The 23,576-nt window shown below is 69.1% G+C and carries 22 protein-coding genes and 3 pseudogenes; 11 read left to right on the top strand and 14 right to left on the bottom strand.

Annotated elements, in window-relative coordinates; all coding sequences use genetic code 11:
- Nucleotides 1-58: 58 nt before the first annotated feature.
- Nucleotides 59-883, bottom strand: a complete 825-nt coding sequence (locus tag ACFVX4_RS32040; protein ID WP_389983980.1) for an LLM class F420-dependent oxidoreductase — start codon at nt 881-883, stop codon at nt 59-61.
- Nucleotides 884-1,147: 264 nt separating this feature from the next.
- Between ACFVX4_RS32040 and ACFVX4_RS32035 the strand changes: the two genes are divergently transcribed.
- The gene (locus ACFVX4_RS32035) at nt 1,148-1,876 is read left to right on the top strand and encodes a glucose 1-dehydrogenase (protein WP_385550315.1); all 729 of its coding nucleotides are present in this window, start codon (nt 1,148-1,150) and stop codon (nt 1,874-1,876) included.
- Between the two features lie 43 nt (nt 1,877-1,919).
- The gene (locus ACFVX4_RS32030; protein WP_389983977.1) at nt 1,920-2,906 is read left to right on the top strand and encodes an LLM class flavin-dependent oxidoreductase; all 987 of its coding nucleotides are present in this window, start codon (nt 1,920-1,922) and stop codon (nt 2,904-2,906) included.
- 220 nt (nt 2,907-3,126) lie between these two features.
- Here ACFVX4_RS32030 and ACFVX4_RS32025 read toward each other — a convergent pair whose 3' ends face one another.
- Entirely contained in the window at nt 3,127-3,918 is a 792-nt protein-coding gene (locus ACFVX4_RS32025) for an SDR family NAD(P)-dependent oxidoreductase (protein WP_389983974.1), read from the bottom strand.
- 25 nt (nt 3,919-3,943) lie between these two features.
- Between ACFVX4_RS32025 and ACFVX4_RS32020 the strand changes: the two genes are divergently transcribed.
- Nucleotides 3,944-4,888 carry a LysR family transcriptional regulator gene (locus ACFVX4_RS32020; protein WP_389983971.1) on the top strand — a complete coding sequence of 315 codons (945 nt, stop codon included), beginning with the start codon at nt 3,944-3,946 and terminating at the stop codon, nt 4,886-4,888.
- Between the two features lie 370 nt (nt 4,889-5,258).
- On the opposite strand, the gene ACFVX4_RS32015 is transcribed toward ACFVX4_RS32020, so the two are convergent.
- Nucleotides 5,259-6,323, bottom strand: coding sequence for a 2,3-butanediol dehydrogenase (locus ACFVX4_RS32015; protein WP_389983968.1), 1,065 nt, complete (start codon nt 6,321-6,323; stop codon nt 5,259-5,261).
- A 319-nt stretch (nt 6,324-6,642) separates the two neighbouring features.
- A complete protein-coding gene (locus tag ACFVX4_RS32010; protein WP_389983966.1) occupies nt 6,643-9,414 on the bottom strand; it encodes a hypothetical protein in 2,772 nt (923 codons plus the stop codon).
- Nucleotides 9,415-10,018: 604 nt separating this feature from the next.
- On the opposite strand from ACFVX4_RS32010, the pseudogene ACFVX4_RS32005 reads away from it, so the two are divergent.
- Nucleotides 10,019-10,186 (top strand): annotated as a pseudogene (locus tag ACFVX4_RS32005) (ISAzo13 family transposase); the annotation flags it as partial.
- Nucleotides 10,187-10,246: 60 nt separating this feature from the next.
- On the opposite strand, the gene ACFVX4_RS32000 reads toward ACFVX4_RS32005, so the two are convergent.
- Nucleotides 10,247-10,795, bottom strand: coding sequence for a GNAT family N-acetyltransferase (locus ACFVX4_RS32000; protein ID WP_389983964.1), 549 nt, complete (start codon nt 10,793-10,795; stop codon nt 10,247-10,249).
- Between the two features lie 191 nt (nt 10,796-10,986).
- Complete coding sequence (locus ACFVX4_RS31995; RefSeq protein WP_389983962.1) at nt 10,987-11,655, bottom strand: response regulator transcription factor; 669 nt, start codon at nt 11,653-11,655, stop codon at nt 10,987-10,989.
- Nucleotides 11,656-11,712: 57 nt separating this feature from the next.
- Between ACFVX4_RS31995 and ACFVX4_RS31990 the strand changes: the two are divergent.
- Together ACFVX4_RS31990 and ACFVX4_RS31985 are read left to right on the top strand one after the other, a co-directional pair.
- Nucleotides 11,713-12,075, top strand: a pseudogene (locus tag ACFVX4_RS31990) (transposase); the annotation flags it as partial.
- Between the two features lie 289 nt (nt 12,076-12,364).
- Nucleotides 12,365-12,577 carry a DUF5988 family protein gene (locus ACFVX4_RS31985; RefSeq protein WP_389983960.1) on the top strand — a complete coding sequence of 71 codons (213 nt, stop codon included), beginning with the start codon at nt 12,365-12,367 and terminating at the stop codon, nt 12,575-12,577.
- 274 nt (nt 12,578-12,851) lie between these two features.
- Here ACFVX4_RS31985 and ACFVX4_RS31980 read toward each other — a convergent pair whose 3' ends face one another.
- The 3 genes from ACFVX4_RS31980 to ACFVX4_RS31970 form a co-directional block, all read right to left on the bottom strand.
- Complete coding sequence (locus ACFVX4_RS31980) at nt 12,852-13,412, bottom strand: SMI1/KNR4 family protein (protein WP_389983957.1); 561 nt, start codon at nt 13,410-13,412, stop codon at nt 12,852-12,854.
- A 322-nt stretch (nt 13,413-13,734) separates the two neighbouring features.
- Nucleotides 13,735-15,036: an RNA polymerase sigma factor gene (locus ACFVX4_RS31975; protein ID WP_389983955.1), complete on the bottom strand. Its 1,302-nt coding sequence runs from the start codon at nt 15,034-15,036 to the stop codon at nt 13,735-13,737.
- Complete coding sequence (locus tag ACFVX4_RS31970) at nt 15,033-15,401, bottom strand: YciI family protein (RefSeq protein WP_389983952.1); 369 nt, start codon at nt 15,399-15,401, stop codon at nt 15,033-15,035. Before ACFVX4_RS31970 ends, ACFVX4_RS31975 begins: the two co-directional genes overlap by 4 nt.
- Before the next feature lie 181 nt (nt 15,402-15,582).
- On the opposite strand from ACFVX4_RS31970, the gene ACFVX4_RS31965 reads away from it, so the two are divergent.
- Nucleotides 15,583-17,136 (top strand): MFS transporter, encoded by a 1,554-nt coding sequence (locus tag ACFVX4_RS31965; protein WP_389983949.1) that lies wholly within the window; start codon nt 15,583-15,585, stop codon nt 17,134-17,136.
- A gap of 199 nt (nt 17,137-17,335) precedes the next feature.
- On the opposite strand, the gene ACFVX4_RS31960 is transcribed toward ACFVX4_RS31965, so the two are convergent.
- Together ACFVX4_RS31960 and ACFVX4_RS31955 are read right to left on the bottom strand one after the other, a co-directional pair.
- Nucleotides 17,336-17,575 carry a hypothetical protein gene (locus ACFVX4_RS31960; protein WP_389983946.1) on the bottom strand — a complete coding sequence of 80 codons (240 nt, stop codon included), beginning with the start codon at nt 17,573-17,575 and terminating at the stop codon, nt 17,336-17,338.
- 33 nt (nt 17,576-17,608) lie between these two features.
- Nucleotides 17,609-17,824, bottom strand: a complete 216-nt coding sequence (locus ACFVX4_RS31955) for a hypothetical protein (RefSeq protein WP_389983943.1) — start codon at nt 17,822-17,824, stop codon at nt 17,609-17,611.
- Nucleotides 17,825-18,247: 423 nt separating this feature from the next.
- Between ACFVX4_RS31955 and ACFVX4_RS31950 the strand changes: the two are divergent.
- Nucleotides 18,248-18,511, top strand: a pseudogene (locus ACFVX4_RS31950) (VOC family protein); the annotation flags it as partial.
- 451 nt (nt 18,512-18,962) lie between these two features.
- Here the strand turns inward: ACFVX4_RS31950 and ACFVX4_RS31945 are convergent.
- Nucleotides 18,963-19,370, bottom strand: coding sequence for a hypothetical protein (locus tag ACFVX4_RS31945; protein WP_389983940.1), 408 nt, complete (start codon nt 19,368-19,370; stop codon nt 18,963-18,965).
- 734 nt (nt 19,371-20,104) lie between these two features.
- On the opposite strand from ACFVX4_RS31945, the gene ACFVX4_RS31940 reads away from it, so the two are divergent.
- The 3 genes from ACFVX4_RS31940 to ACFVX4_RS31930 all read left to right on the top strand — a co-directional run bounded on the left by ACFVX4_RS31940 (nt 20,105) and on the right by ACFVX4_RS31930 (nt 22,362).
- On the top strand, nt 20,105-20,833 hold the full coding sequence (locus ACFVX4_RS31940) for an SDR family oxidoreductase (RefSeq protein WP_389983937.1): 729 nt from the start codon (nt 20,105-20,107) through the stop codon (nt 20,831-20,833).
- Between the two features lie 452 nt (nt 20,834-21,285).
- Nucleotides 21,286-21,864 carry a hypothetical protein gene (locus ACFVX4_RS31935; RefSeq protein WP_389983934.1) on the top strand — a complete coding sequence of 193 codons (579 nt, stop codon included), beginning with the start codon at nt 21,286-21,288 and terminating at the stop codon, nt 21,862-21,864.
- 333 nt (nt 21,865-22,197) lie between these two features.
- Complete coding sequence (locus ACFVX4_RS31930; RefSeq protein ID WP_389983931.1) at nt 22,198-22,362, top strand: hypothetical protein; 165 nt, start codon at nt 22,198-22,200, stop codon at nt 22,360-22,362.
- 3 nt (nt 22,363-22,365) lie between these two features.
- Here the strand turns inward: ACFVX4_RS31930 and ACFVX4_RS31925 are convergent, their stop codons facing one another.
- Both ACFVX4_RS31925 and ACFVX4_RS31920 read right to left on the bottom strand, forming a co-directional pair.
- Nucleotides 22,366-22,800 (bottom strand): hypothetical protein, encoded by a 435-nt coding sequence (locus ACFVX4_RS31925; protein WP_389983928.1) that lies wholly within the window; start codon nt 22,798-22,800, stop codon nt 22,366-22,368.
- 120 nt (nt 22,801-22,920) lie between these two features.
- Nucleotides 22,921-23,283: a hypothetical protein gene (locus tag ACFVX4_RS31920; protein WP_326763259.1), complete on the bottom strand. Its 363-nt coding sequence runs from the start codon at nt 23,281-23,283 to the stop codon at nt 22,921-22,923.
- Nucleotides 23,284-23,576: the final 293 nt, after the last annotated feature.

Genomic DNA, 23,576 nt, shown 5'->3' with positions numbered 1-23,576 from the left:
CCCACCCCGGTAGTCACGGCGGTACGGAATCGCAAACCGGTCCCGCATTCCCGGCGCCTCAGCGGTACCGGGCAGCGACTTCGGCCAGTCGGTCCAGGTACTCCAACGTCTCCCGTTCAGGCATCGTCGGTACGTAGAACAGCAGCCGCTCGACCCCCAGACCGATGTAGCCCTCGATCTGCTCGGGATCGTCGGGAGCCGCGTACACCGTCACTGGCACCTCGCGGTCGGCGAGGGCGCGCAGCCGCTGGATCTGCGGACCGAGCTCCTGCGGCGACACGCTGTTGGCCAGCCACGCGTCTCCGAGCTGCGCCACCCGTCGGAACGCGCCCTCGCCGCCGCCGACGTAGATCGGTGGGTGGGGGCGCTGCACGGGCTTGGGCCAGGCGAAGACCGGATCGAAGTTCACGAACTCGCCGTGGAAATCGGCCTTCTCCGCGGTCCACAGCTCCCGCATGGCACGCAGCCGCTCGTCGGTGAGCCGGCCGCGGGTGGAGGGGTCGGTGCCGTGGTTCCTCATCTCCTCACGGTTCCAGCCGACACCGACGCCGAGAATCACGCGACCACCGGAGACCAGGTCGAGCGAGGCCACCTCCTTCGCCGTGATGATCGGGTCGCGCTGCGGGATCAGCGCGATGCCGGTCCCCAGTAGCAGCCGCTCGGTCACCACACCGATCGCGGTCAGGGCCACGAAGGGGTCGAGGGTGCGGTAGTAGATGTCCGGCAGCTCACCACCCCCCGGGTAGGGCGTCTCGCGGCTCGCCGGGATATGGCTGTGCTCGGCGATGAACAACGAGTCGAATGTGCGTTCCTCAAGGGCGGTTCCGAACGAGGTCGGGCTGATGCCCTGGTCGGTGATGAAGGTCGAGACCCCGAATTTCACGACGGCTCCTCAAAGGGGCGAGTACGGGAAAGAAACTGGTGGCACAGATCCCTGACTACCCGCCCCGGATGATCCCGCCCCCATGACCACCCGGGAGAACCATCGCGGAGCAGGGATCCGGACCTGCAGCCGCTCGGTGGATTAATTCGCCATTGGGCGTGGGTGTATCGACTCGACCTGATCTTTCCGAATGATGATTGCATCCTCCGGGATGAACCCGGGCCGTCCGACCATCCGTATCCACCACTATCGGGAGCAGTGACCATGGGCAAGCTGCAGGGAAAAATTGCGGTCATCACCGGCGGCACCACAGGGATCGGGCTGGCCACAGCGAAGCTCTTCGTCAGAGAGGGCGCCTATGTCTTCATCACGGGCCGCCGCCAGAAAGAACTCGATGAAGGCGTGCAGGCAATCGGCAGCAACGTAACCGGCGTTCAGGGCGACGTCGCCGAACTGGCCGACCTTGACCGCCTCTACGAGACCGTCAAGGCGAAGGGGCGGATCGATGTCGTTTTCGCCAACGCCGGTCTGGGTGAGTTCGCTTCACTGGAAGACATCACGGAAGACCATTTCGACAAAATTTTCGACATCAACGTGAAGGGGGCGCTCTTTACGGTACAGAAGGCCCTACCGCTATTGAATGACGGCGCTTCTGTCATTCTCACGGGCTCCGTTGCGAGCGTCAAAGGAACCCCCGAGTTCTCGGTCTACGGCGCCAGTAAGGCTGCCATCCGAAATTTCGTTCGAGGATGGACGGTAGAGCTGAAGGATCGCCGTATCCGGTCCAACGTCCTCAGCCCTGGCCCGATCGAAACGCCGCTTGTGGCGGCGCAACCCCAGGACGCCATCGAGAGGATTGCGTCCACCATCCCGATGGGCCGCATGGGGGAGCCCGACGAAGTCGCCAAGGCGGCGCTTTTCCTGGCCTCGGACGACTCCAGCTTCGTCACGGGAATCGAACTTTTCGTTGATGGCGGCAGAGCGCAAATCTGATAACGCAACTGGGAATTTCCTTCCAGCCCAAGGAGCCTGACCGATGGACATCTCCTGTCAGTTCGCCACATCCCTGCACTCGCCCGAACACATCGCCGTCGCCGATCAGTTGGGCTACCACCGTGCCTGGCTTCACGACACTCCCGCCCAAAGCCCCGACGTGTGGGCGATGCTGGCACTGGCCGCCGAACGCACCCATCGCATCGGCCTCGCCCCCGGTGTCCTCGTCCCGACACTGCGCCATCCGATGGTCAACGCCTCCGGCGCCGCCACCCTCGCCGCCCTCGCACCGGGCCGAGTGACCCTCGCCTTCGGCACCGGCTTCAACGGCACGCGCGCCCTCGGCGCACCCCCGGCCACCTGGTCCTATCTCAGCGCCTACGTCCGGACGGTACGCGGTCTGCTGCGCGGTGGGACCGTGGAATGGGACGGGGCCCCCATGCGCATGATGCATCCCGGCACGAACGCACCGCAGCGCCCCATCGACATTCCGGTGCTGGTCTCCGCGCTCGGCCCCAAAGGTCTCGCTGTCACCCGCGAGATCGCTGACGGCCTCTTCAGCGTCAACGGCGAGACCACCCACGCCCACGAATTCACCTGGGCCGCCCTGGGCATCCACGGCACCGTCCTGGGCGAGGACGAACCACTCGACTCCCTGCGCGTCCGCGCCGCCGCCGGCCCCGGCAACGCTCTGGCCCACCACGCCGCCTACGAATTCGGCGGCGACCCCACCGCCCTGCCCGGCGGAAAAGCCTGGCTCGACGCCATCACCGCCCATCCCCGCACCCAACGCCACTTGGCCGTGCACGACCAGCACCTCACCGACCTCAACGCGGCCGACATCGCTGCCTGGAACGCAGGAAGCTGGCAGGCCATCACCTCCACCACCGTTACCGGTACCCCCGACCGCATCCGCGACAGGCTCAGCGCCTACGCCCGGGACGGCATCACCGAAATCGCCTACCAGCCCACCGGCCCCGACATCCCCGGCGAACTCGAACGATTCATCACCATCGCCCGCGACGTATAGGGACCGACGCGTCGCCCCACCTCGTGCGCGGCACGTACGGTGGCCCTCCTTGCGGGGTGCCCCGCACGGGTCGGGTGCGGCGAATCCGGGGCTCGCACCTGAGGCAACATCCCTCCCGGGTGCCTCGACCAGAAGTGGGCGAGTCTCTCGTCGTCGGCGGCGTCGACGCTCAGGCCGCACACGGCGTTGTTCATGAGCTTTCCTGTCAGAGCAGGCGGGTTCAGATGGCGGTGCGGCCGCCGTCGACGGCGACGGTCGCGCCGGTGACGTAGCCGGCCTTCAGCGAGGCGAGGAATGCGACGACTTCGGCGATCTCGGCGGGCTTGGCCGCCCGCTTCATCGCAGTGGTCTCGGCGAGTGCGTCGAACAGGTCGCGGGCCTCGGGGCGGGTGTAGACGGGGCCGGGGGCGACGGTGTTGAAGCGGACGCCGCGGCCGCTGTACTCGGCCGTCCAGCCTCGCGTCAGTGACGCCAGCGCGGCCTTGGTCGCGCCGTACGCGGCGCCGGTGGCCAAGCCGAGACTGCCGGCCATGCTGCCGATGTTGATCACGCTGCCCGATCCCTTCGCCGCCATCGCCGGGGCGAAAGCCGCCACGAGGAAGAACGGTGCGCGGACGTTGCCGGCGAACATCGCGTCGTAGTCGGAGACCTTCATCTCCTCGGTCGGCGCCCAGACGGCCTGCCCGGCGTTGTTGACCAGGACGTCGATCTCGCCGACCTCCGAGGCGAGCCGGTCGATGCCGGCCGGGTCCTCCAGGTCCGCCTCGACAAACCGCGCCCGGCCGCCGTCCGCGGTGATCTCGTTGACGGTCTCGGCGCCGCGCCGGGCGTTGCGGCTGGCCACGACGACGGACATTCCGTCGGCGGCGAGCCGCTTGGCGACCGCCCGGCCGATGCCGGACGTGGCCCCGGTGACCAGGGCAGTAACGGGGTGCAGATCGGGGTTCGTGGTCGACCGACGACAACGCGGGAAGCGTGCGTGCCAGGGCGTGGCCGCCCGGTCCGAGGTCACCCGACAGCCTCTAGGGTGGACCGGCATGGATCTCGAAGCCGTACGTACCTTCGTCGCCGTCGCGGAAGCGGGCCAGTTCCAGGAGGCCGCCGCCGGCCTGTCGATCACCCAGCAGGCCGTCTCCAAGCGCATCGCCGGGCTGGAGAAAGACCTGGACGTGCGCCTGTTCACCCGCACCGCCCGCGGCGCCCGGCTCACCATCGACGGCCAGGCGTTCCTGCCCCACGCCCGTGAACTTCTCCGGGTGGCAGAGCGGGCTGATGCGTCCGTCCGTCCTGGCCGGCGCGCTCTACGCGTCGATGTCGTCAACCGGCGGATCGTGACAGCGGGGCTTCTCCAGGACTTCTATCGCATGCATCCCGAGATCGAACTGGATGTCGTAACCCTGGACGCCGACGTCGACGGCGCAATCGCCGCTGTCGAAGCCGGGACGATCGACGCCACCTTCCACGCGGTTCCCCCGCAGCAGCACCTACCAGACGCGATCAACACTGCTCGAGTGATCGACGAGCCGCACCAGCTGCTCGTCGGGCCGCGCCACCCGCTCGCCAACGCCCGTGCCGTCGCGCCAGGGCAACTCGCCGGACACCGAATCCGGGTGCCCGGCCTGGACGCCCGCGGCGAGGTGGCCGCCTACTACGACGAACTCGCCACCGCCTTCGGCGTCACGATCGACGTGGTCGGACCCGTCTTCGGGAACGAGGCACTGCTGGATGAGATCGCCGACTCTTCGGATCTGGCGACCCTGGTCGGCGAAGGCTCGCGGTATCTGTGGCCGGACAGCTATGACCTGCGGCGCATACCGATACGTGACCCGGCACCGGTCTATCCGATGTCACTGATCTGGCGCGATGACAACCCCCATCCCGCGCTCATCGAACTTCACAGCTACCTCGACTCCAGACGAACGGACTCACCCGATACCAGCGTCTGGATACCGAAATGGGAACGGGCAGTCCCGAGGTCATGAGCGAGGCGCGCACATCATCGGCTTCCCGCACTGACCAGTCGGCGACACCAACAGCCTTCCCCTCCATCCGGCATCAGTTGCACGCGAGGAGACGGGCTCGACCATGCTGTGATCGCGGCCGTGGAACCAATCTCACGAGATGGCGCAGTCAGCGCTGAGAACGATCAAGGAGTGAGGCTCATCGGCTGCTATCGCCGGGAGCGAGCAGGCTCGTTGGCTCGGCGATCGCCTCTGGGGAGGGCTTGAAGTGGCGGTGGACGTTCTCCGGCTCCTTTTGCCGGGACTTCGCCATGAGCATCGGACCAATGGCGCCAGTGGATGAGGCGGTGCTGAACGAGCCCCGGAGCCCGTGGCCGGGTCTGCCGACGGGTCAGGAGTGGGGGTCCACCAAGATCTTGACGGCCGTCTCGTTGTGGTGGATCAGGGTCTCGAAGCCTTCGGTCACGAGGTCGTCCAGGCCGATGGTCTTGGTGATGAACGGCGCCAGGTCGATGCGCCCTTCCTGTACGAGCTTGATGGTTTGCGGGTGGGAGTTGACGTAGGCGATCGTGCCGCGCAGGTCGACCTCCTTGAGGACGAGTTTCTGCATGTCGAGCGACGCCGGCTTGCCCCAGATCGAGATGACGGTGATGACGCCGCTGGGCCTGATGGCGTCCAGCAGTGTGTCGAGGACGACGTTGGCGGACGTGGCCTCGAATGCGACGTCCGCGCCCTTGCCGCCGGTGAGGCGCCGGACCTCCTCGGCAACGTCGGTGACGGCGGGGTCGATGACGTGGTCGGCGACCCTGGTGTCCAGTGCCTTCTGCCGGCGCAACGAGCTGAGCTCGGTGACCGCGACCTCGACGCCCATCGTCTTGAGCACCGCGCAGGTGAGCAGCCCGATAGGACCGGCGCCGCCGACGAGGGCGAAGTCGCCCGCCTTCGCGCCCGAGCGCTGGAACGCGTGGTATCCCACCGACAGCGGCTCGATGAGTGCCGCCTGGTCCAGCGGGACGTCTCCGACCGGGTGGACCCACCGGCGTTCGACGACGATCTTCTCCGCGAGCCCGCCGCCGCGGCCGCCCAGCCCGATGAAGTTCATGTCAGGCGAGATGTGATAGGTCGGGTTGTTCTTGCTCGTGTCGACGTCGGGGCGCAGGATGTAGGGCTCGACGACGACGCGGTCGCCCGGCTTCAGGCCCTCGACACCATCGCCCACCGCGTACACGACGCCGGACATCTCGTGCCCGAGCGTCACGGGGGCGGACTCGCCCGAGACCGGGTGCGGGTGGCCGGCCGGCGGGACGAAGATCGGTCCGTCGAGGTACTCGTGCAGGTCGGTGCCGCAGATCCCGCAGTACGCGACGTCGATGCCCACCGTGCCCGGTCCTACAGTGGGTTCCGGGATGTCCTCGATGCGGATGTCACCGCGGTCGTAATAGCGTGCAGCCTTCACGTTGGGCTGGCTCCTTCGTCTGTTTTCTGCTCACGCCTCGTGTCGAGTCTTGCCGTGGAATGAGGCACGCACCTCGCGCGACGCATTCACGCTAAAAGCTAACAGTACGGTTCAATACGGTCAGGCGCTCGCGCCGTCCTCCTGGGCCCAAGGGCGCACTCGGTGTCTGCCGTCGGGATGACGTCTTGGACCGTACGGGCTTCCGCGGCCCTCGCCTGGCGCCCTCACGCCGATGGCACCGGCCCCCGTGGCGGGGGCCGGTGCCATCGGCCAGGTGGTGCGCTCAGGCACCGTCAGCGCGGTACGTGGACCCAGGGCGTCAGCCCTGGCGCGCGTCCGTGACCTTCCCGGTGAGGAGGGGGCCCTCCATCCACTCGTCTTGCTTGAGGATGTACGCCTGCATCCGCAGGGACTCCTCCGGCTCGGTCAGCGCGTCGGTGACCGTGGGCACGGACACTTCGGTGCTCGTCTCGCCCTTGGGGATGGACACCCAGAGGGAGGGACTGTCCTTGGACAGGGGCCGCTCCGGGTCGGCTGCCTCGCCGAGCTCGGAGAGCCACTCCTTGTCGACGTCCTTCGTGGACAGCTCCGTGCCCTCGCGCACCGGCAGGAGGTCGAACCGCGTCTCGATGTTGGTGTCGGCGGGCTGGGAGAGCTCCACCTTCCAGGTGAGCTTCTGGCCCTCGGTGACCGAGTCGGCGACCGGGGTCACGGTGACCGTGGGCGTGGGGTCGTCGTTCTCGACGAGCACGCCCCCGAAGGCGTCGCCGACCACCGTGCCACGCACGGCCTTGGCCGCGACCTCGTGGCGGAGGTCGTAGTTGTAGCGGGAGTTGCCCTTGACCGTGATCGACACGCCCGCGGAGCCACCGGCCTTCACCGTCACGGTGCGGACGGTGGACTTGTAGGTCTCCGGGTCGCGGACAGCGAGCTTGATCACGCCGGTGCCCTTGCCGGTGACCTGGACGGGCACGCGGTAGGTGCGGGTGCCGGAATCGCCCTCCTTGACCGTCAGCCTGCCGATGTCGACACGCGGGAGCGCGACGGGGCGTATCGCCGGGGTGCCGGGGCGCCAGCCCCAGGCGTCCATCAGCCAGAGCTCGCCGGAGCTGCTGCGCGGGGTGAGCTCCAGCGACTGTGTCCGCTTCAGGTCGACACCGGCGCCGACGGCGGCCTTCAGCGGGACGCGGACCTCACGCGCCCAGTGCGCGGCCGTCGAGTCGGAGCCGGGAAGGCCGTCGACGGTGACCTGACCGAGCCTCACCCGCTTGCCGGAGGTGTCGGTGAGGGCGACGTCGAGCCGGGTGCCCCGGGTGTTCGGCGGCACCATCACCCGCAGGGCGAGCGCGTCGGAGCCCGCCAGCGAGAAGGCGCGCTCCGGCGTCAGCCGGACCGGGGTGCCCGGCTTGGTCCAGCGGGCCGTGACCGCGTTGCGGCCCGGCTCACTGGTGGTGTCCGCCCAGGACGCGAAGTGCGGCGACCTACCAGGGGCGGAGTCCGGCCTACACGCCCGGGTGGTACTCGTCGTGATCTGCTGGCACACGCGCCCGTTCGTCACCGAGAGCGGGTCGTCGGGCCGGATCGCCGGGGTGCGGTTGCCGCCGACGGCGTGGGTCAGCACCCGGGCGGGGCCGGCCGAGGGCGCGCGCCGGTCGGAGCCGTCGAGCAGCGGGCGGACCCGGTCGTCGCCCGCGAGGAAGAGTCGCGCGGCGGCAGCGATGTAGGTGGTGCCCGCCGCCTGCTGCTGCTTGGCGCTCAGCCGGGTCTTGGCCCGTGCCGAGCAGACCGGGTCCGGGTTGTTCTTGTCGTCCCAGAAGTCGTCGGCGGCCGGGGCCTCGGCCTGGCCGGGCGTCCACTCCGTGTTGAAGAAGTTGTGGTTGGCGCCGACCATGTACACCGCGCTGTGCAGCGCCGTGCCCTGGCCGATGCCCCGGGTGCCGTCGAGGTAGATCTGGCCCTGGAGGTCGCTCACATCGCCGTCACAGCCCGGCAGGATGGTCATGGAGGGCACGTCGGGCGTGGGGTTCTGACCGAAGATGGTGGGGCCGATCAGGACCGTGCCGCGGATCCGCCAGCTCACCGGCCCCCGGTAGCCGTCCTCGGCGGGCGGCGGCGGGGAGACGCTGTCGAGAGCGGCCCGGTTGACACCCTCGCCGCCCCGGGAGTGGCCGACCAGGAGCACCTTCGAGAGGTCCGCGGGCTCCGTCGCGCGCACGGCCTTCGGTGCCTTCGCGGGGTTCGCGCCCCACTCCGCCCAGCGGGCGAGGTGCTGGCGCACCAGGGACGAACGGGCCTGCGCCCCGAAGTCGGCCGCGCGGCCGTCCTGCGCGTTGACACCGTTCGCGGAGATGGAGACCGTCACATAGCCCTGGGACGCCAGGCGCTTCTGGTCGTGCAGAAAGCCGCGGTAGCTCGGAACCGCCTTGTTGCCCGGCTTGCACGGCCACTCCATGCCGGCACTGTTCTTACCGGGCTCGTAGCAGGTGGCGCTGCGGCCGTGGAGGAAGAGCGCCAGCGGTCGCTTCCCCGGCGCGTCCGTCGGGCCGACGACCGTGGCGCGCATCTCCACGGGCTCGGCGTAGCCCGGCAGCCTCACCGACTTCAGGACGTACTCACCGCTGATGGTGCGGTACTTACCGGCGACACCGGGGTCGACCGGGTTGGCGGGGAACGGGTCCTGGGGCGCCGCCGCAGCCGACGAGCGCCGCTGACCGGGTGCCTGGTCGGCCCTTGCGGCGTCCAGCCGCCGCGAACCGGCGACCACCTGGAGTTCGCTCACGGGGCCGACCTTCGCCCCGTCGAGGCTGAGACGGAAGGTGCGTTGGTCGGGGGAGGGCTTCGGGACGCCGAGGGTCCGCTCCCCCGAGCGGAACTCGACCAGGGCGCCACCCATGCCCACAGGCTCGGGTGAGCTCCAGACCAGCTCCCTGCCCTCGATACGCCACCCCTCCGGCAGCCGCTCCCCGGAGGCGCCCGGCGGCGCACCGGGTATGGACTCGGCGGCCGGCTGCGCATGCGCCGGCCCTGGCACACCCGCCGCCAGCGCCACGGCCGCCAAGGCAACCGTCAGCGCGCGTGAGACCTGTCTCACGATGGTTTCTCCTCATCGTTGGTCATGCTTCAGCGCCCCAGGAATCCCAGGAGCACCCCCCGCACCAGGAGAGAGTGACGTGCCATCACCGGTTGCCCCACCTCGGGGAACCTGACAGGAATCTGACAGGAATCTGACAGGAGTCAGACGGGGTCAGACGGGAGTCATGGGGCCGGTCCGCTGATCAAGGGGGCCTGGACCCGGAGCGAAGCTCCGGGCGGCGGTGTGAGCTGCGACAGAGATGTCCGGCGGGTAGTGAGGGCCCGGCACTGCCAGTGGGAGCGAACTCCTCAAAAAAGCAACATTCCAAAACGTCGGCAGCTTCCGGTCCCCCGAGGCGGGTGCCCGGCAAGGGCCCTGGTCACCAACCCAGCGGGAGGGCCTCACACGTCTCACTGCTGCCGACGGGCCACGGTCGCAGCCTCCCAGGACCTGCACGGCCAGGAACACACCACCCACATCAAGGCCGCCTGGACGACCTTCGGAATCGAGAGCTGACCCTCGCTCGCATTCTCTCGCGGGTGCGGGGAGCAGGAGACGAAGAGCGGCGGACGGCCACGGTCGCCCCGCGTGAGCTCGCGATGCGGCAGCCTGCCACCTTGTTCGGCTGCTCTCCGGCAAGCAACACCCGGATCGTGACGCCCAGTTCCGCTACATCAACGAGCGGGCCAGGGAACACATGGGCGTCGGCCAGCCGGTGACAAGCGTGGACACGAAGAAGAAGGAACTCGTCGGACGGCATCGCAGGCCGTGGGATGGAGCCGAGAGCCCCGTCGCCTTGCCGGCGGTTGCGCAGCTACCGGCCCCGGCACGAGAACGGGAGTCAGGGGCCTCAACCGGACGGCGTGACCAAGGACCACACGCCCATCCACTGTTCGGCGCCCCACGCCTCGTACCGTTGCACCTCGGTGAACCCCAGCTTCGCCGCGAGGCGCATCGAGCGGTCGTTGGCGGTCTGGGTGCAGAGCACCACCGGCTCGCCGGGAAGCGCGTCGGCGAACCAGCCGAGCGCCGCCGCGCACGCCTCGGCGGCGTACCCGCGTCCCCATGCCTCTGGCAGGAGCAGGTAGCCGAGTTCGGCCTCCCCGGCATCCGGACGGACATGACTCCGACGCTCCGCGTCGCGCCGGTTGAGCTCGATGGTGCCGATCATCGCTCCGTCGAGCTCGATCACGAAAAGGCCGGGGCGCCTCTCGGGCGTCTCAGGCAACGCGCGCTCGCACTCATCACGCGGTCGAGGGCCACCGATGTAGGCGCCCACCTCCGGCGAGGCGAACAGCTCGATGAACGCCGCACGGTCCCGGGCCTCGGGCTCGCGGAGCACGAGCCGCTCGGTCCTGATCGGGGCAGGTGGCCAGGCGTTGGCTCCGGGTTCGGTCATGGCGGGCAACCCATCGCACGCCCGCCGGCCAGGAGCCTCAGCCGACCGACAGCGGCAGCAGCTTCTGACCCGTCGGCCCGATCTGGATGTCGGTGTCCATGGCCGGGCGGTCCGGCGCTGATCGCGGCGCGCAGCGCCTCGGTGGTGTCGGGTCGGACGGCCACCGTCACGCGCACCGGTGCGTCGCCGTCTCAGGCAGGCTCGACCAGGCGGTAGCCGATCCTGCGGACGGTCTGGATCGGATCCGGGGGACCGAGCCGACGGCGAAGTCGGCCGATCAGCGCGTCGACCGGGTGGGATTCCGGCTGGTGCTGTTCGGCGGCGCAGCACTTGGCCAGCTGGTCACGGGTGACCAGCGCGCCGCCGGCCAGCATCAGGGCCCGAAGGACAGCAGCCTCCGTGACGGTCAAGGTCAGCGGTACCCCGCCGCAGGTGAACGCGTTGTCGTGTTGGCTCCATTCCAGGGCGCCGACGCGTAGCCGGGACGCCTGGGCGGGAACCACGGGGGCGCGGCAGAGGCTGCGCATCCGGGTGGCCAGTTCGGCGGTGTTGAAAGGCTTGACCAGGTAGTCGTCCGCGCCCTGTTCGATGAGGGCCGCCCGTTCGCCGTGCGAATCGAGGGTGGTGAGCATCAGGACCGGGCGGGTCCAGCCGGCCCGGCGGTGGGCGGCGACCAGGCGGAGGACGTCTCCGTCGGGCTGGGCTCGGTCGGCAACAAGACCGTGGCAGGTGGTGGCACCCAACTTGAGGTCGGCGTCGGTGAGGTCGGCGGCCACGTCGACGTCGAAGCCGATCCTTCGCAGGCACTCGGCAATCACTGCCGCAAGCTCCGAGTCGTGCTGCACGACGAGTATGCGCATGCCGTCCGATTCTAGGCGGTGAGTGCCGGAGGCGAATGCTATGCGGTGAGCAGCCCATGCTCGGCGACGACCATCCGCAACCGTCGGGATGAGTGGATAGGCCTGGGCGTCTTCGCCCGTCTCAAGCAGATCGCCCTCGACGCCTACAACCGCATCGTCGGTCTCATCCTGGACCAGATCGCCGTGGACGGCTCCATCACGAAGGCACCTGGTGGCGGGGAGGCGGCTGGACGCTCCCCGGTTGATCGTGGCAAGCAGGGTCTGAAGCGCTCGGGGATGACCGACGGCTACGGCATCCCTCGCGGCCGAATCCTGACCGGAGCCAACCGCCACGACTCGACACTGCTGGCCCCGACCCTCGATCTCCTGAAGGATCTCGGGCCGCTGCCCGACGAGATCACCGTGCACCTCGACGCTGGCTCTCGGTCCTGATGGTCGGTCTGCTCGCCTGCCTCCTGATCCGCGACCACACCAAGTCCCGCACACCGGCCGCCAACCCGGCCATGCCCCCTGTCGCTCCTCCGGCCGAGGCCGGCCCCCCGGACCGGTCAGGCCGTCGGCACCGCAGCGGGGCAGGCTGACCGGAAAACGCTTTAGACGAGCTTTAGAGCAGCCGCCGATCCTGCGCGCAGCGAAGCACCCCTACTGCCAAGCCGAAGCAATGAGGACTTCCGAACAATCCGCACCTGCGCCGAAGGAGACGGCAGTCATGGAGAATCCCAACGTCATTCTCACTGGTGGTCCTACGTTCCTCATCCACGAGGAGGACCGCGTGCGCTACGTCGCGAACACGAACTCCAAGGTGAAGGTGCTCTCGGGCAACCGGTACGGGCACTTCGAGCCGACCGACGAGACCGTCGTCGAAGACAACCAGGAGCTCCAGGTGTTCGCCTGGAGCGGCTGCACCTACGTCGCCGAGTAAACCGAACAGCCTGAACAGGCCGAACGCGGCCGGAACCGGTCAGCTCCGGCCGGCGACACGAAACGATCCACGAGGCAGCGGCCCGGCACCGTACCGGACCGCTGCCCTTCTCTGTCCGCACCACCGCGGGAACGGGCCGTACTCGCTCGGCAGCGGTCCCGACCGGCCGGGAATCCGAGGCCGGCGGAACGCGTCGAGGCGGGCCTCATGCCGGCCCAGGTCGTGGAGTCAATTCCGGCAGCGCAGGCCGACCGTGATCAGCATCATTTACGCGTCATTCCAAGTCGAACCAGGGCTTGTTGGCAGCCCAGTGCTCGACCCACCCTGCGAACCCGGGTTCAGCCGTGGTGAACCCGAACCCGGCTCCGAATGGAGTCGCCCCCTCGCCAGTGATGAACCAAACGTGTCCGCGATGCGGGCCGGTGACGACGAGATGCCAGTACATACCGCAGCCGTCCGTCCCGAGCACGATTGTCCCGTGATTGAACATCTGGTCCAGGATCGGTTCAATCTCCTCCGACGGCCTTGAGTCCTCATCCCACAGCCAACTCGAGGTGAGCGGGAAGGGCCGACTCAGGTCGCGTTCGTCCCGGCCGTCACCCCAGTCGGCAGGCAGCTCTGCCAGTCCCACCAACCCATAATCCGGTGGACCGGAGTGCGACCCGTCGGTGACCTCCGCAACGAAGGTCCGATAGGGCTCCGGCAGGACTATGCCGTGCTCCGCTTCGAAGGCTTGCACCGCTTCCCAACCCAGCGCGGACTCACCGCCGTCGTCGATGTCGAAGGCCGCACGAATCGCAGCGAGGTCGTCAGGGTCTGCGTGCTCGGTGTTCATGCGGCCTATTGGTATCAGCCAGCAGTGACAGCGACCCCAGCACATCGGCTTGGGTCTCTGTCTGCCGGTGCGGCCCCGTGCGCGGGTGGCGGCGAGGCCGTCCATGGTGCGTCCGGACATCAAGGGGTACTCGAACTCGGTGATGGCGCCCAGGAGCAGGACCGGAAGAGCATCGAGTCGATGGCGGTGGAGATGTCGATGGCGGTGGAGGTGTCGATGCCTCTGGTCGAGGACGACCGGGTCGGCGCCGTCGGCCTCCAGCCGCTTGGACAGCTCGATGACGTCCTCCGGGGCGTGTTCGGGGCGGTCGAGCTTGGTGCCCTCAGGACGGCGTGGTGGCGGTCCCGACCGGGTGGCGTGGTAAGGGCCGGCCGGAGGCGGGACGTGGCGTCAGTCGGGCGGCGCGGGTTTCCAGGTAACGGCGCTCGGTCAGGCTGGTCGTGCCGTGGGCGGCGCGGTGGTAGTACTCCCGGGCCGCCGGGTGGTCGCCGGCCATCTCCAGCAGGTGTGCGCGGACCGCGTGCAGCCGGTGGTGGTCGGTGATCCGGTCGTCCGCGGCCAGATGGTCCAGCAGGGCCAGGCCGGCCTGCGGTCCGTCGATCACGGCGACCGCCACCGCCCGGTTCAGGCTGGCCATCGGGTTCGGCGAGAGCCGCTCCAGGATCTTGTACAGCGTGTTGATCTGGCGCCAGTCCGTCTCGCCGGTGCTGGGCGCCTCGTCGTGCAGCGCGGCGATGGCGGCCTGCAACTGGTAGGGGCCGAGCGTCGAGCGGGTCATCGCGTCGGTGACCAGCGCGACGCCCTCGACGATGCGACCGCGGTCCCAGCGCGAGCGGTCCTGCTCGTCGAGCGGGATCAGCTCGCCGTGTGGGCCGGTGCGGGCGGCCCGGCGGGCGTCGGTGAGCAGCATCAGGGCCAGCAGGCCGGCCACCGCGCCGTCGTCCGGCAGCAGCCGGTGCAGCAGCCTGGTCAGCCGGATGGCCTCGGCGGCCAGGTCGTCGCGGCGCAGCCGGTCGCCGGAGCTGGCGGTGTAGCCCTCGTTGAAGATCACGTACAGCACGTGCAGTACGACCCGCAGTCGTTCCGCCCGGTCCTGCCCGACCGGCATGGTGAACTCGCTGCCGGCGGCCCTGATCCGTTGCTTGGCCCGGCTGATCCGGGACGCCATGGTCGGTTCCGGCACGAAGTAGGCGCGGGCGATCTCCGCGGTGGTCAGGCCGCCGACCGCGCGCAGTGTCAGCGCGACCTGCGAGGCCGGGCTCAGCGCCGGGTGGCAGCACAGGAACAGCAGGGTGAGGGTGTCGTCCCGGTCGGCCGGGGTGTCCTCGCCGGGGCCGGGCGATGTCGGCTCCGGCTCCCGGGCGGCCACCGCGTCCTCGCGCCGGCGCCGGGCCTGTTCGCTGCGAATCTGGTCGACCAGGCGGCGGCCGGCGACTGTGGTCAGCCAGCCGTGCGGGTTGTCCGGGACGCCCTCGGCCGGCCAGCGTGTCGCCGCGGCGAGCAGCGCCTCCTGCACGGCGTCCTCGCTCAGGTCGAACTGCCCGTACCGGCGCACCAGCACGCCGAGGGCCTGCGGCGCGAGTGCGCGCAGCAGGCCCTCGACGGTGGCGCGGTCGGCGCTCACGCGGTCGGGCCGCCGGAGAAGATCACCTGGCGGACCTCGATGCCCAGGCCGTTGAACCGGGCGTCCGGGATCATCGCGGCCAGTTCCAGCGCGCGGTCCCTGCTCGCGACGTCGACCAGGTAGTAGCCGCCCAGGAACTCCTTGGCCTCCAAGTAGGGGCCGTCGGTGACGACCGGCACACCGTCGCGTACGCGGACCACCGAGCTCTGGGACGGGTCGGCCAGCGCCTCGGTGCCGATCATCTCGCCGGACTCGCGGGTCGTCTTCATGAACGTGCCGTGGCCGTCCATGATCTCCTGGCGCTCGACCTCCGTCAGTTCCTCCATGATGGCCGGGTTGATGTGCATGATCAGCAGGAACTTCATGTCCAACTCCTCACCGTCGCGGCGCCCGGTCGGGCCCCGTCATCGGGTAGTCGTCGCGGACCGAACGGTCTTGACATACCGGCGACGGGTTCAGCAGATCAGATGTTTCTGCTGGCGCGGGTCAAGATCCGTCGATCGGCTCCGACCGTACCGCGACGATCCACTCAGAGGAGGTTGCCCCATGAGCACGACGACGACCAAGACGGCACCAGCCGTGGACCGCGCCGGGCGGCGGGCCTGGCTCGGCCTGGCCCTGCTGGCGCTGCCCACCCTGTTGGTCGGCCTGGACATGAACGTTCTGTTCCTGGCACTGCCGAGGCTGACGGCGGACCTGGGGCCGAGCGGCACCGAGCAGTTGTGGATCACCGACAGCTACGGGTTCATGACGGCCGGGTTCGTGATCACGATGGGCACCCTGGGCGACCGGATCGGCCGGCGAAGGCTGCTGCTGATCGGCGCGGCCGGGTTCGGCGCCGCGTCCGTGCTGGCCGCGTTCTCGACGGGCGCGACGATGCTGATCGCGGCGCGGCTGCTGCTCGGCCTGGCCGCTGCCGCCCTGATGCCGTCCACGCTGGCGCTGATCACCAGCATGTTCGCCGACGGCCGGCAGCGCGGGCGGGCCATCTCGATCTGGGCCACCTGCAACTTCACCAGCGCGGCTGTCGGGCCGGTGCTCGGCGGGTTCCTGCTGCAGCACTTCTGGTGGGGTTCGGTGTTCCTGGTGGCCGCGCCGGTGATGCTGCTGGTGCTGGTGGCCGGGCCGGTGCTGCTGCCGGAGTACCGCAACCCGGACCGGGGCAGGCTGGATCTGGTCAGCGCGGCGCTGTCGATGGCGGCCGTGTTGCCGATCGTCTACGGGATCAAGCGACTGGCCGTGCCCGAGGGCGGCGGCCCGGCGCTACCGGTGGTCGCGATCGTGGTCGGCGCCGGCGTCGGCGCGCTGTTCGTCCGGCGGCAACTGCGCCTGGCCACACCGCTGCTGGACCTGCGACTGTTCCGGAACCCGACCTTCGCCGCAGTGCTGTGCGCGCTGGTGCTGGCCGGCCTCGTGATGGCTGGCACCGCGCTGCTGGGCACCCAGTTCCTGCAGAGCGTGCTCGACCTGTCGCCGAGCACCGCGGCGCTGTGGTTCGCGCCGATGGGGCTGGCCGTTGGGCTGGGCACGATGCTGGCACCGGCGCTGGGCCGGAGGCTGACGACGTCCGCCGCGATCGCGGTCGGGCTGGCCGGCTCGGTGCTGGGCTGTCTGCTGATCACCCAGGTCGGCGCCGGCGGCGGGCCACTGCCGTTGGCAATCGGGGTGGCGGTGCTGGCGCTGGGAACCGGTCCGCTGTTCGCGCTCGGCATCGGCGTGGTCGTGGGCGCGGTGCCGGCGGAGCGGGCCGGCTCGGCCGCGTCGATGTCGGAGACCAGCAACTTCTTCGGCGCGTCGCTGGGCATGGCGCTGCTAGGCGCGGCAGGCGCCGGCCTCTACCACCAGCGGATGGCAGGCCCGGTGGCGAACGCAACGTCGGCCGGTCTGCCCGCGGAAGCGGCACGCCCGGCCCGGGAGACGCTGGCCGGCGCAGTCGGCGCGGCGCACCAGCTTCCCGACCGGGCTGCGGCCGGCCTGCTGCGCGCGGCGCACGACGCGTTCACCGCCGGGCTGCAGGTGGCCGGCGTCGCCGGCGCGGTCATCTTCGCGGGCCTTGCGGTGTGGTTCCTGCGGGTGCACTGCCGATCCCAGCGGGGCTGACCGGCGCCCGGCGCATCCGCACCGGCCCCGGAGCGGGTCATCGCTGCGGCCGAGGAAGCGTTCCACCTGCGGTTCCTCGCCCAAAGCGCCGTGCCCGACACCCAGATGACAACCGTCGGAGGTGTGGTCTCACCAGGACGTCGCGTTCGAGGAAGGCCTGTCCGCGGCCCGTCCCAGGGCGGCCCCGTGCACGGGCACTTCATGCCGAGATGTTGTTGCCGCCGGCCATGTCGGCCAGGCGCTGGTCGTGTCGCAACACCGCGAGGACGATCAGCGCGATCTTCCCGGGCGGCAGCGCCCGCCAGCGTGAGCGTATCGCCTTCAGGTGGCGGCGCAGCAGGTCGGCGACGTGGGTCAGGGTGCACGTGGACAGCGGCAGACGACACTGGTAGACAAGGGAGACGGCGCCCCTGCGGGCTCTTTGGTTTTGGTCGCACAAACTCAACGTCCGCCCGGCGCACTGCGGTTGCGCTCACAGCCGGGCGGTGAACTTCCCGGCGGTGAGCTTCCGCAGCCAGCCACGGTCGGCCAGCTTGGTCAGCATCCCGCGCAGCGGCTCCAGGGCTCCCCGCCCCCCGGTGTCCAGCCCGAGCGCCTCGCCGACCTGTCGGGTCATCACCGGCCCCGCGGCCTGCTGCACGACGGCGAGGATGCGCTGGTACTCCGGCGGCAGCGCTCCCTTGTCCACCCCCGGCGCGGTGCGGGACCAACAGCACCCCGCGCCCGCCCACCTGCGCAGACACTGGCTCGGTCGACGCCTGTTCCGCGGCGACCTGCTGGCTCATCCGGGCCAGCACCTTCTCGGCGACTGCGAGCTCGTCCCGCTCGGCGCGCACCTCCTCCAGCTGCTTGGCCAACTGCTCTTCGAGTCCGTCCAGCTCCGCACGACGCGTGGCGATCCGCTCCAGCACCTCGGGGTTCGTCATGGGCCTGATCGTGCGAACAACACCGGCGACGTCGAGCGGAAAACCCCGAAACCGCCCTGCCAAACGATCTGCACGGCAGACTGCCGCCCCCGACCAGCACGAGCACCCCCGAACAACGTCACACCAGGCCCCTGACCTGCCACTTCAAGATGGCGGCAGCTCTTTCATCCACCAGCTTGGCGACCGGTCGCAGCTGGCTGCTCGGGCCGACCTACCTCGTCCTCGAACAGTCTCCGGCCCTCACCACCGACCGACACGACCGCCATCACCCCGGCCTGAACCACCTCGCGTTCCACGTCGAGGACGCCGCTGCTGTCGAGAAGCCGGCCGTCGAGGCCGCCCAGCATGGCTGGCGCCTGATGTTCCCCGAGCTGCACCCACACGCCGGCGGCGGACAGCACTACGCCGCCTACCTGGAGAACGACGACGGCTTCGAGGTCGAACCCGTCATAGTCAGCCCACCCACCCGGGCGAATGCGAGATCAACTGATCCACAGGTATTGACAATTACTCCCTCGGACCGGATCGGCCGGCATCAGCGGCTCGATCCGATCCCACATCGCATCAGTGATCACTATCCGGACAGACACATCCGATCAACTTGCCAGCCGTTCAAAGAGACACGCTCTAGCTGCGCAGACGTGGAATTCGCCATGGGATCCCGGAGAAGGCCGGCCAAGTGGCCAACCGGGTCCGCCGGGTAAGCGCCGACGGCCGACCTCCCGGATTCGACAAGGAGAGGTACGAGAAACGCAACACCGCTGAGCGTGCGATCAACAAGGTCAAGGCCTTTCGTGCGGGGCGACCAGGTACGACAAGCGCGCCTACGTCCGCCTCGGCACCGTCACAACGGCCGCTCTCGTCGTCCGGCTCCGCTCCTGACCGGCTCGCCGGGAGTGATCATTCGCCGTCCTGGCGGCCGTCGGCCCTCTCTGCCTCGGCAAAGGACCGAGCCCGCCTCAACCTGGACTGTTGCCAGAGCTGAGGGTCGGAATCGTAGAGGGCGCAGTTCGCCTGCCATCGGCTGAACTCGTCGCTGAACTCCTTGATCGAGCGGTACCAGGCGATGCCCTGTCCATGTCTCATGAGCCCGGGGTGCTGCGGGTCGACACTCAGGTCAAAACCGTGCAGGTACTGCAGGGCTGTCAGGACCAGGGGGTCCGGGCAGTCGGGATCACTGGGGCCTTCCACCCAGGGACTCGCCCAGGCATGGGCAGCCTCGCGGCTCAGGTCGCCAGAGATCAGCGCCTTCCAGCGAGCCGATACTTCTTCACGGCTGGGTGGCGGCATCTCATTGAAGTCGCTCACGACCCGAGCATCCCAGCGCGGTAGGCACCGAAGCCACTGACTTCTTCTGCTCATGAGCAAGCCTTGATCGACAGGACACTGCATAGTCCCGTGCGGGAGTTTCGACGCCGGAGAGGTGCGCGGGGCGGTCTTCAGTCTTGATCGGGGTTCGGCTCGGCTCGCTTCGCCCGAAGCCGGGCGCGGTCCCGGCGTGATGGGTGCTGGTCGGGGCGGGGGCGGCCGAGGTGTCCGGAAGCCCTGCCCGTCCCCGAACCGCGCTGGCACACTCGACACCGTTGTGATCACCGAAATGCTGGCGAAGGACGCGTTGAGCCAGCAGGAACAACCTGGCAGCCGGGCCCGAACGATGTGCCCTTCACCATCCAGCTAATCAACCCGCACGGCGACCAGCGCCTCGGGTTCAACGACGCCGACGGTTCGCTTCTACCGGCTGCGGCAGTACCGCCGACCGGAACCACTGCACACCGGCGACGCGATCCTGCTGCGCGAGTGCGGCACGGTCGATGTACGGGTCGACGGCGGCGGGGACCAGGCGCTGCGGTTCCGCCGGTTACGGGGTTTCCGGGCCGCGCCGAATGCCTGCGGAAACTTGAGCGTCGCAGTTGGCCACTGAGTGCGGGAGTCGGCCAGTTGAGCAACAAGTTGTCCAGATATACGACCCTAGCTTCATATCAAACACTCATATAGGAATCATGTGCCATATTGCGGACACTCCTCCCGATGAAAGGCATGTCATGAAGTTCGCGGTCATCGGCGGTACCGGGCTGATCGGGTCGCAGGTCGTCAAGAATCTGAACGCCGCCGGGCACGAGGCGGTACCGCACTCGCAGTCCACCGGTGTCGACGTCCTCACCGGCCAGGGACTGGACGCGGCGGTGGCGGGAGCCGACGTGGTCGTCAACCTGACGAATTCCCCGACCTTCGACGAAGCCTCCCCGGCCTTCTTCCAGACCTCGATGGACAACCTTCTGGCCGCGGCCCATAAGAGTGGCGTCGGCCACTTCGTCATCCTCTCGATCGTCGGCGCGGACCAGGTGCCGGAGCTGGACTACTACCGGGCCAAGGTGCTCCAGGAGAAGCTCCTCGCGGCCGGGCCGATCCCCTACTCGATCGTCCGGGCGACGCAGTTCATGGAGTTCATGGACGCCGTCCTGTCCTGGACCGCCGACGGCGACACCGTCGGGTTGCCCGCAACACCGATCCAGCCGATCGCCTCCAAGGACGTGGCCAACGCGGTGGCGGAGGTCGCCGCGGGCGCCCCGCTGAATGGCATTCGCAACATCGCCGGCCCCGAGATCTTCTCCCTGGACGAGCTGGGCCGGATCACCCTGTCCCGCAAAGGCGACGGCCGTACCGTCGTCACCGACCCGACCGCTGGCATGTTCGCCGTCGTCAAGGGTGACGTCCTCACCGACAAGGACGCTCACCTCGCCCCTACCCGCTACGCCGACTGGCTCTCCTGAACCGCTCGCGCTCTCGACCTTCCAGTTCGGCCAGACGCGGACGATCCGGGTAGCCGACAGCGCTCCACGTTCCGAGCGTCACAACGGACGCGGTCCGGCTACCCGGCGACAATGGGTGGCGGTCCGCGCCAGGATGGCGGTGCGGCGCGATCTCGCCGGGGACAGCCAGCGCCCCGCGTACAGCCCGCACACCCTCGGCGAGAGGGTCTTCCCGCCGGGAGCAGCACTGTCCGTCGCGTCGGTCGGGTCCGCAACACGCCACTCCGGACCGCCAGTTGGCGGGCCGGACATCAGGAGGGCCGTCTCTGCGACGGAATGCGCTCCTACCCGGGGCGAGATGTGACGGCAAGGCCGGTTCGCAGGCGGGGAAACGTGCTCGGCTTCGGATCCCGCGCACGGGTCAAGTTCCGAAACGTCCATGTCGTCGGTGGATGCGCATCGCGGGCGGGTGAGTGCCCGGCCACGGCCGGCCCACCGGCCTGCCCGGCGCCCTGGTGGTAGGAGAGGCGCATGGGTGCGGCCTGCGGTACGTGGGCAGCGTCGGCACCGGATGGAGCGACACCGAACGCACCACACTCGCCGGCCTGCTCGAAGTCGCAGGAATCGACGAGTGCCCCTTCGAGACGGCGCCGGGCACGGCCGAAGCGCGGTGGGTGTCTCCGCGTTCGATCGGCGAAGCGCGGTGGGTGTTACCGCGTTCGGTCGGCGAAGCTCGCTACGCGACCGGGATCCGGGCGGGACTGCTACGACACCCCCCTTGGCACCGGCTGTGGTCGGCCGACGGCACCTGGGAGCGCCTACTCCTGCAGGTCCAGGCCGCGGCGGACGCCGTAGGTGCGGACGCCGTAGGTGAGGTCGTCTGGGACATCTCGGTGGACTCCACCATCGTCCGCGCGCATCAGCACGCGGCCGGCGCCCGCACCGATCCACCGTCGGCCCCGGAGTCAAAGGGGCCGAACTGCCAGATCACCAGGGCGAAATCGCGTGGCAGAGTCTGCACGCCCGTCTGGTGGGGGTGGTGCGGCAGGTGAGGGGCCTGGGCCGCTCGCGGGGCGGGTTCACCAGCAAGATCCACCGGAGCGCGGACGGCCGCGGCCGACCCCCCTCCCTGATCGTCACGCCAGGGCGGCGGGCGGACTGCACACAGTTCAAGCTCGTGCTGGAGAAGATCCGCGTTCCGAAGCGTGGGCCGGGCCGGACCTGGCCGACCCTGAAAGAAACCCGACAGCCTCGCGGCGGACAAGGCATACAGCAACGCCCTGCCGCGAATACCTGAGACGACGCGGCATCCGGCACACCATTCCGGAAGAGACCGACCGCCAGGCCGCCCGCCCCGCCTGCGCAAAGGCTCACGGGGCGGGCGAATGCCCGGCTTCGACGTGGGGCGGTACAAGAAACGCAACACCGTCGAACGAGCAATCAACCAGCTCAAGCAGTGCCGAGCCGTGGCCACCAGAGACGACAAGCGCGGCTGCGTCTTTCTCGTCACCGCGACCGCCGCAGCCCTGGTCATCCGGCTCCGAACGTGATCACTACGCGACCCAGCAGTAGACGCCTTGGCTCTGACTTCTGGCACTTCTGGCAAGGGCAGCCAGTCCACTCACGATCCCATGGGCGATCTCAGCCTCGACCACCTCGCCGTCCTCCGAACGCTGCTTGACCCACGATGCGGCGACGTCACGCAACCGGGACCGCTCGGCCCCGGCGAGGGCGGTGAGCAGACGCGACGAGATCGCGAACACGACGCACCCGTCATCATCCTGACCAGCAACGATACGTGGCTCACCCACTTGGACAAGTTCCTCGAAGCTGCCGCCGACAAGGAGGCATTCCCACTCGACGACGGCCTCCTCAGGATCGAAGTTGCCGAACGAGCGGGACTCGAATGCACGTCCCGGCCCGGTTTGAAGCGCCAGAGCCGCTGACGTGTCATCCGGCGCTACGAAGAACTTGACCACGATACTCACCGGGGCATGATGTCTGACTGCCCCGACCGACCTCCACCGCAATCGCCCGGACAAGTCCTAGGGGGGGCCCGTCCGTAATGGACGGGCCCTTGGCCGGGCCGGGGCACCGGTGGGGGTGTGTCAGGTTCCGAGGTATTCGAGGAGCCAGCTGATGGGTACGTCGTCCGCCGAGTCTCCGCCGTCTTTCTTCATGCGGCCGATGACGACCTTCTGGGTGCCGGCGGGTAGCCGTTCGCCGAGGCGGTTGCCGTTGTCGGGGACGGTTCGGGGCTGGACACCGCCCCAGGTGCTGCCGGTGTAGATGCTTACGCCGAGTTTGGTGTCCGCCCAGGCGCAGCCGAAGCTGAGCCAGCAGTCGCCCCATGGGCCGGCGTTGGGCGGCGGCACGGTCAGGATGATGGTGTGCTTGTAGTGGATGAGACCGCCGGTCTCGGTGAACGCGAAGCCGTGCGGGATCTCACCGAGTTGAAAGTTGTTGGCCACGGATACTCCTTGCTCAGCAGGGGTGCGGCACATCACACGGTATGAGCAGGACTGCTCTCTTGACCCCCTGCTGAGGTCAAACCCCCGGTTTGAGCGGACCTGAAGTACGCCTGGAGGTTTCCATCGCGCCCGCACGCCTCTTCCCCCGCGCACCGGGTTCAGTACCCGGAGACCAGGGCACCTGCTGTTGCGTGCCTGCTGAAGCCGAAGCCGCCGCGCGGGCCGCCGACCTATCCTGGCCTGCCCCGGAAAAGCCCGGGGCAGGCCAGTTCCCGGTGCCTTTCCGGTCGTGC

This window comes from Streptomyces sp. NPDC058240 (genome assembly GCF_042882135.1).
Classification (GTDB): Bacteria; Actinomycetota; Actinomycetes; order Streptomycetales; family Streptomycetaceae; genus Streptomyces.
This window is presented reverse-complemented; position numbering and strand designations above follow the sequence as displayed.

Excerpts from the sequence above, each read along its gene's own strand:
- ACFVX4_RS31940 (WP_389983937.1), top strand. The coding sequence starts at position 20,105 with ATGAAGTTCGCGGTCATCGGCGGTACCGGGCTGATCGGGTCGCAGGTC.
- ACFVX4_RS31930 (WP_389983931.1), top strand. The coding sequence starts at position 22,198 with ATGCCCGGCTTCGACGTGGGGCGGTACAAGAAACGCAACACCGTCGAA.
- ACFVX4_RS32035 (WP_385550315.1), top strand. The coding sequence starts at position 1,148 with ATGGGCAAGCTGCAGGGAAAAATTGCGGTCATCACCGGCGGCACCACA.
- ACFVX4_RS32000 (WP_389983964.1), bottom strand. The coding sequence starts at position 10,795 with ATGACCGAACCCGGAGCCAACGCCTGGCCACCTGCCCCGATCAGGACC.
- ACFVX4_RS31980 (WP_389983957.1), bottom strand. The coding sequence starts at position 13,412 with ATGAACACCGAGCACGCAGACCCTGACGACCTCGCTGCGATTCGTGCG.
- ACFVX4_RS31985 (WP_389983960.1), top strand. The coding sequence starts at position 12,365 with ATGGAGAATCCCAACGTCATTCTCACTGGTGGTCCTACGTTCCTCATC.
- ACFVX4_RS31970 (WP_389983952.1), bottom strand. The coding sequence starts at position 15,401 with ATGAAGTTCCTGCTGATCATGCACATCAACCCGGCCATCATGGAGGAA.
- ACFVX4_RS32030 (WP_389983977.1), top strand. The coding sequence starts at position 1,920 with ATGGACATCTCCTGTCAGTTCGCCACATCCCTGCACTCGCCCGAACAC.
- ACFVX4_RS31995 (WP_389983962.1), bottom strand. The coding sequence starts at position 11,655 with ATGCGCATACTCGTCGTGCAGCACGACTCGGAGCTTGCGGCAGTGATT.
- ACFVX4_RS32020 (WP_389983971.1), top strand. The coding sequence starts at position 3,944 with ATGGATCTCGAAGCCGTACGTACCTTCGTCGCCGTCGCGGAAGCGGGC.
- ACFVX4_RS31965 (WP_389983949.1), top strand. The coding sequence starts at position 15,583 with ATGAGCACGACGACGACCAAGACGGCACCAGCCGTGGACCGCGCCGGG.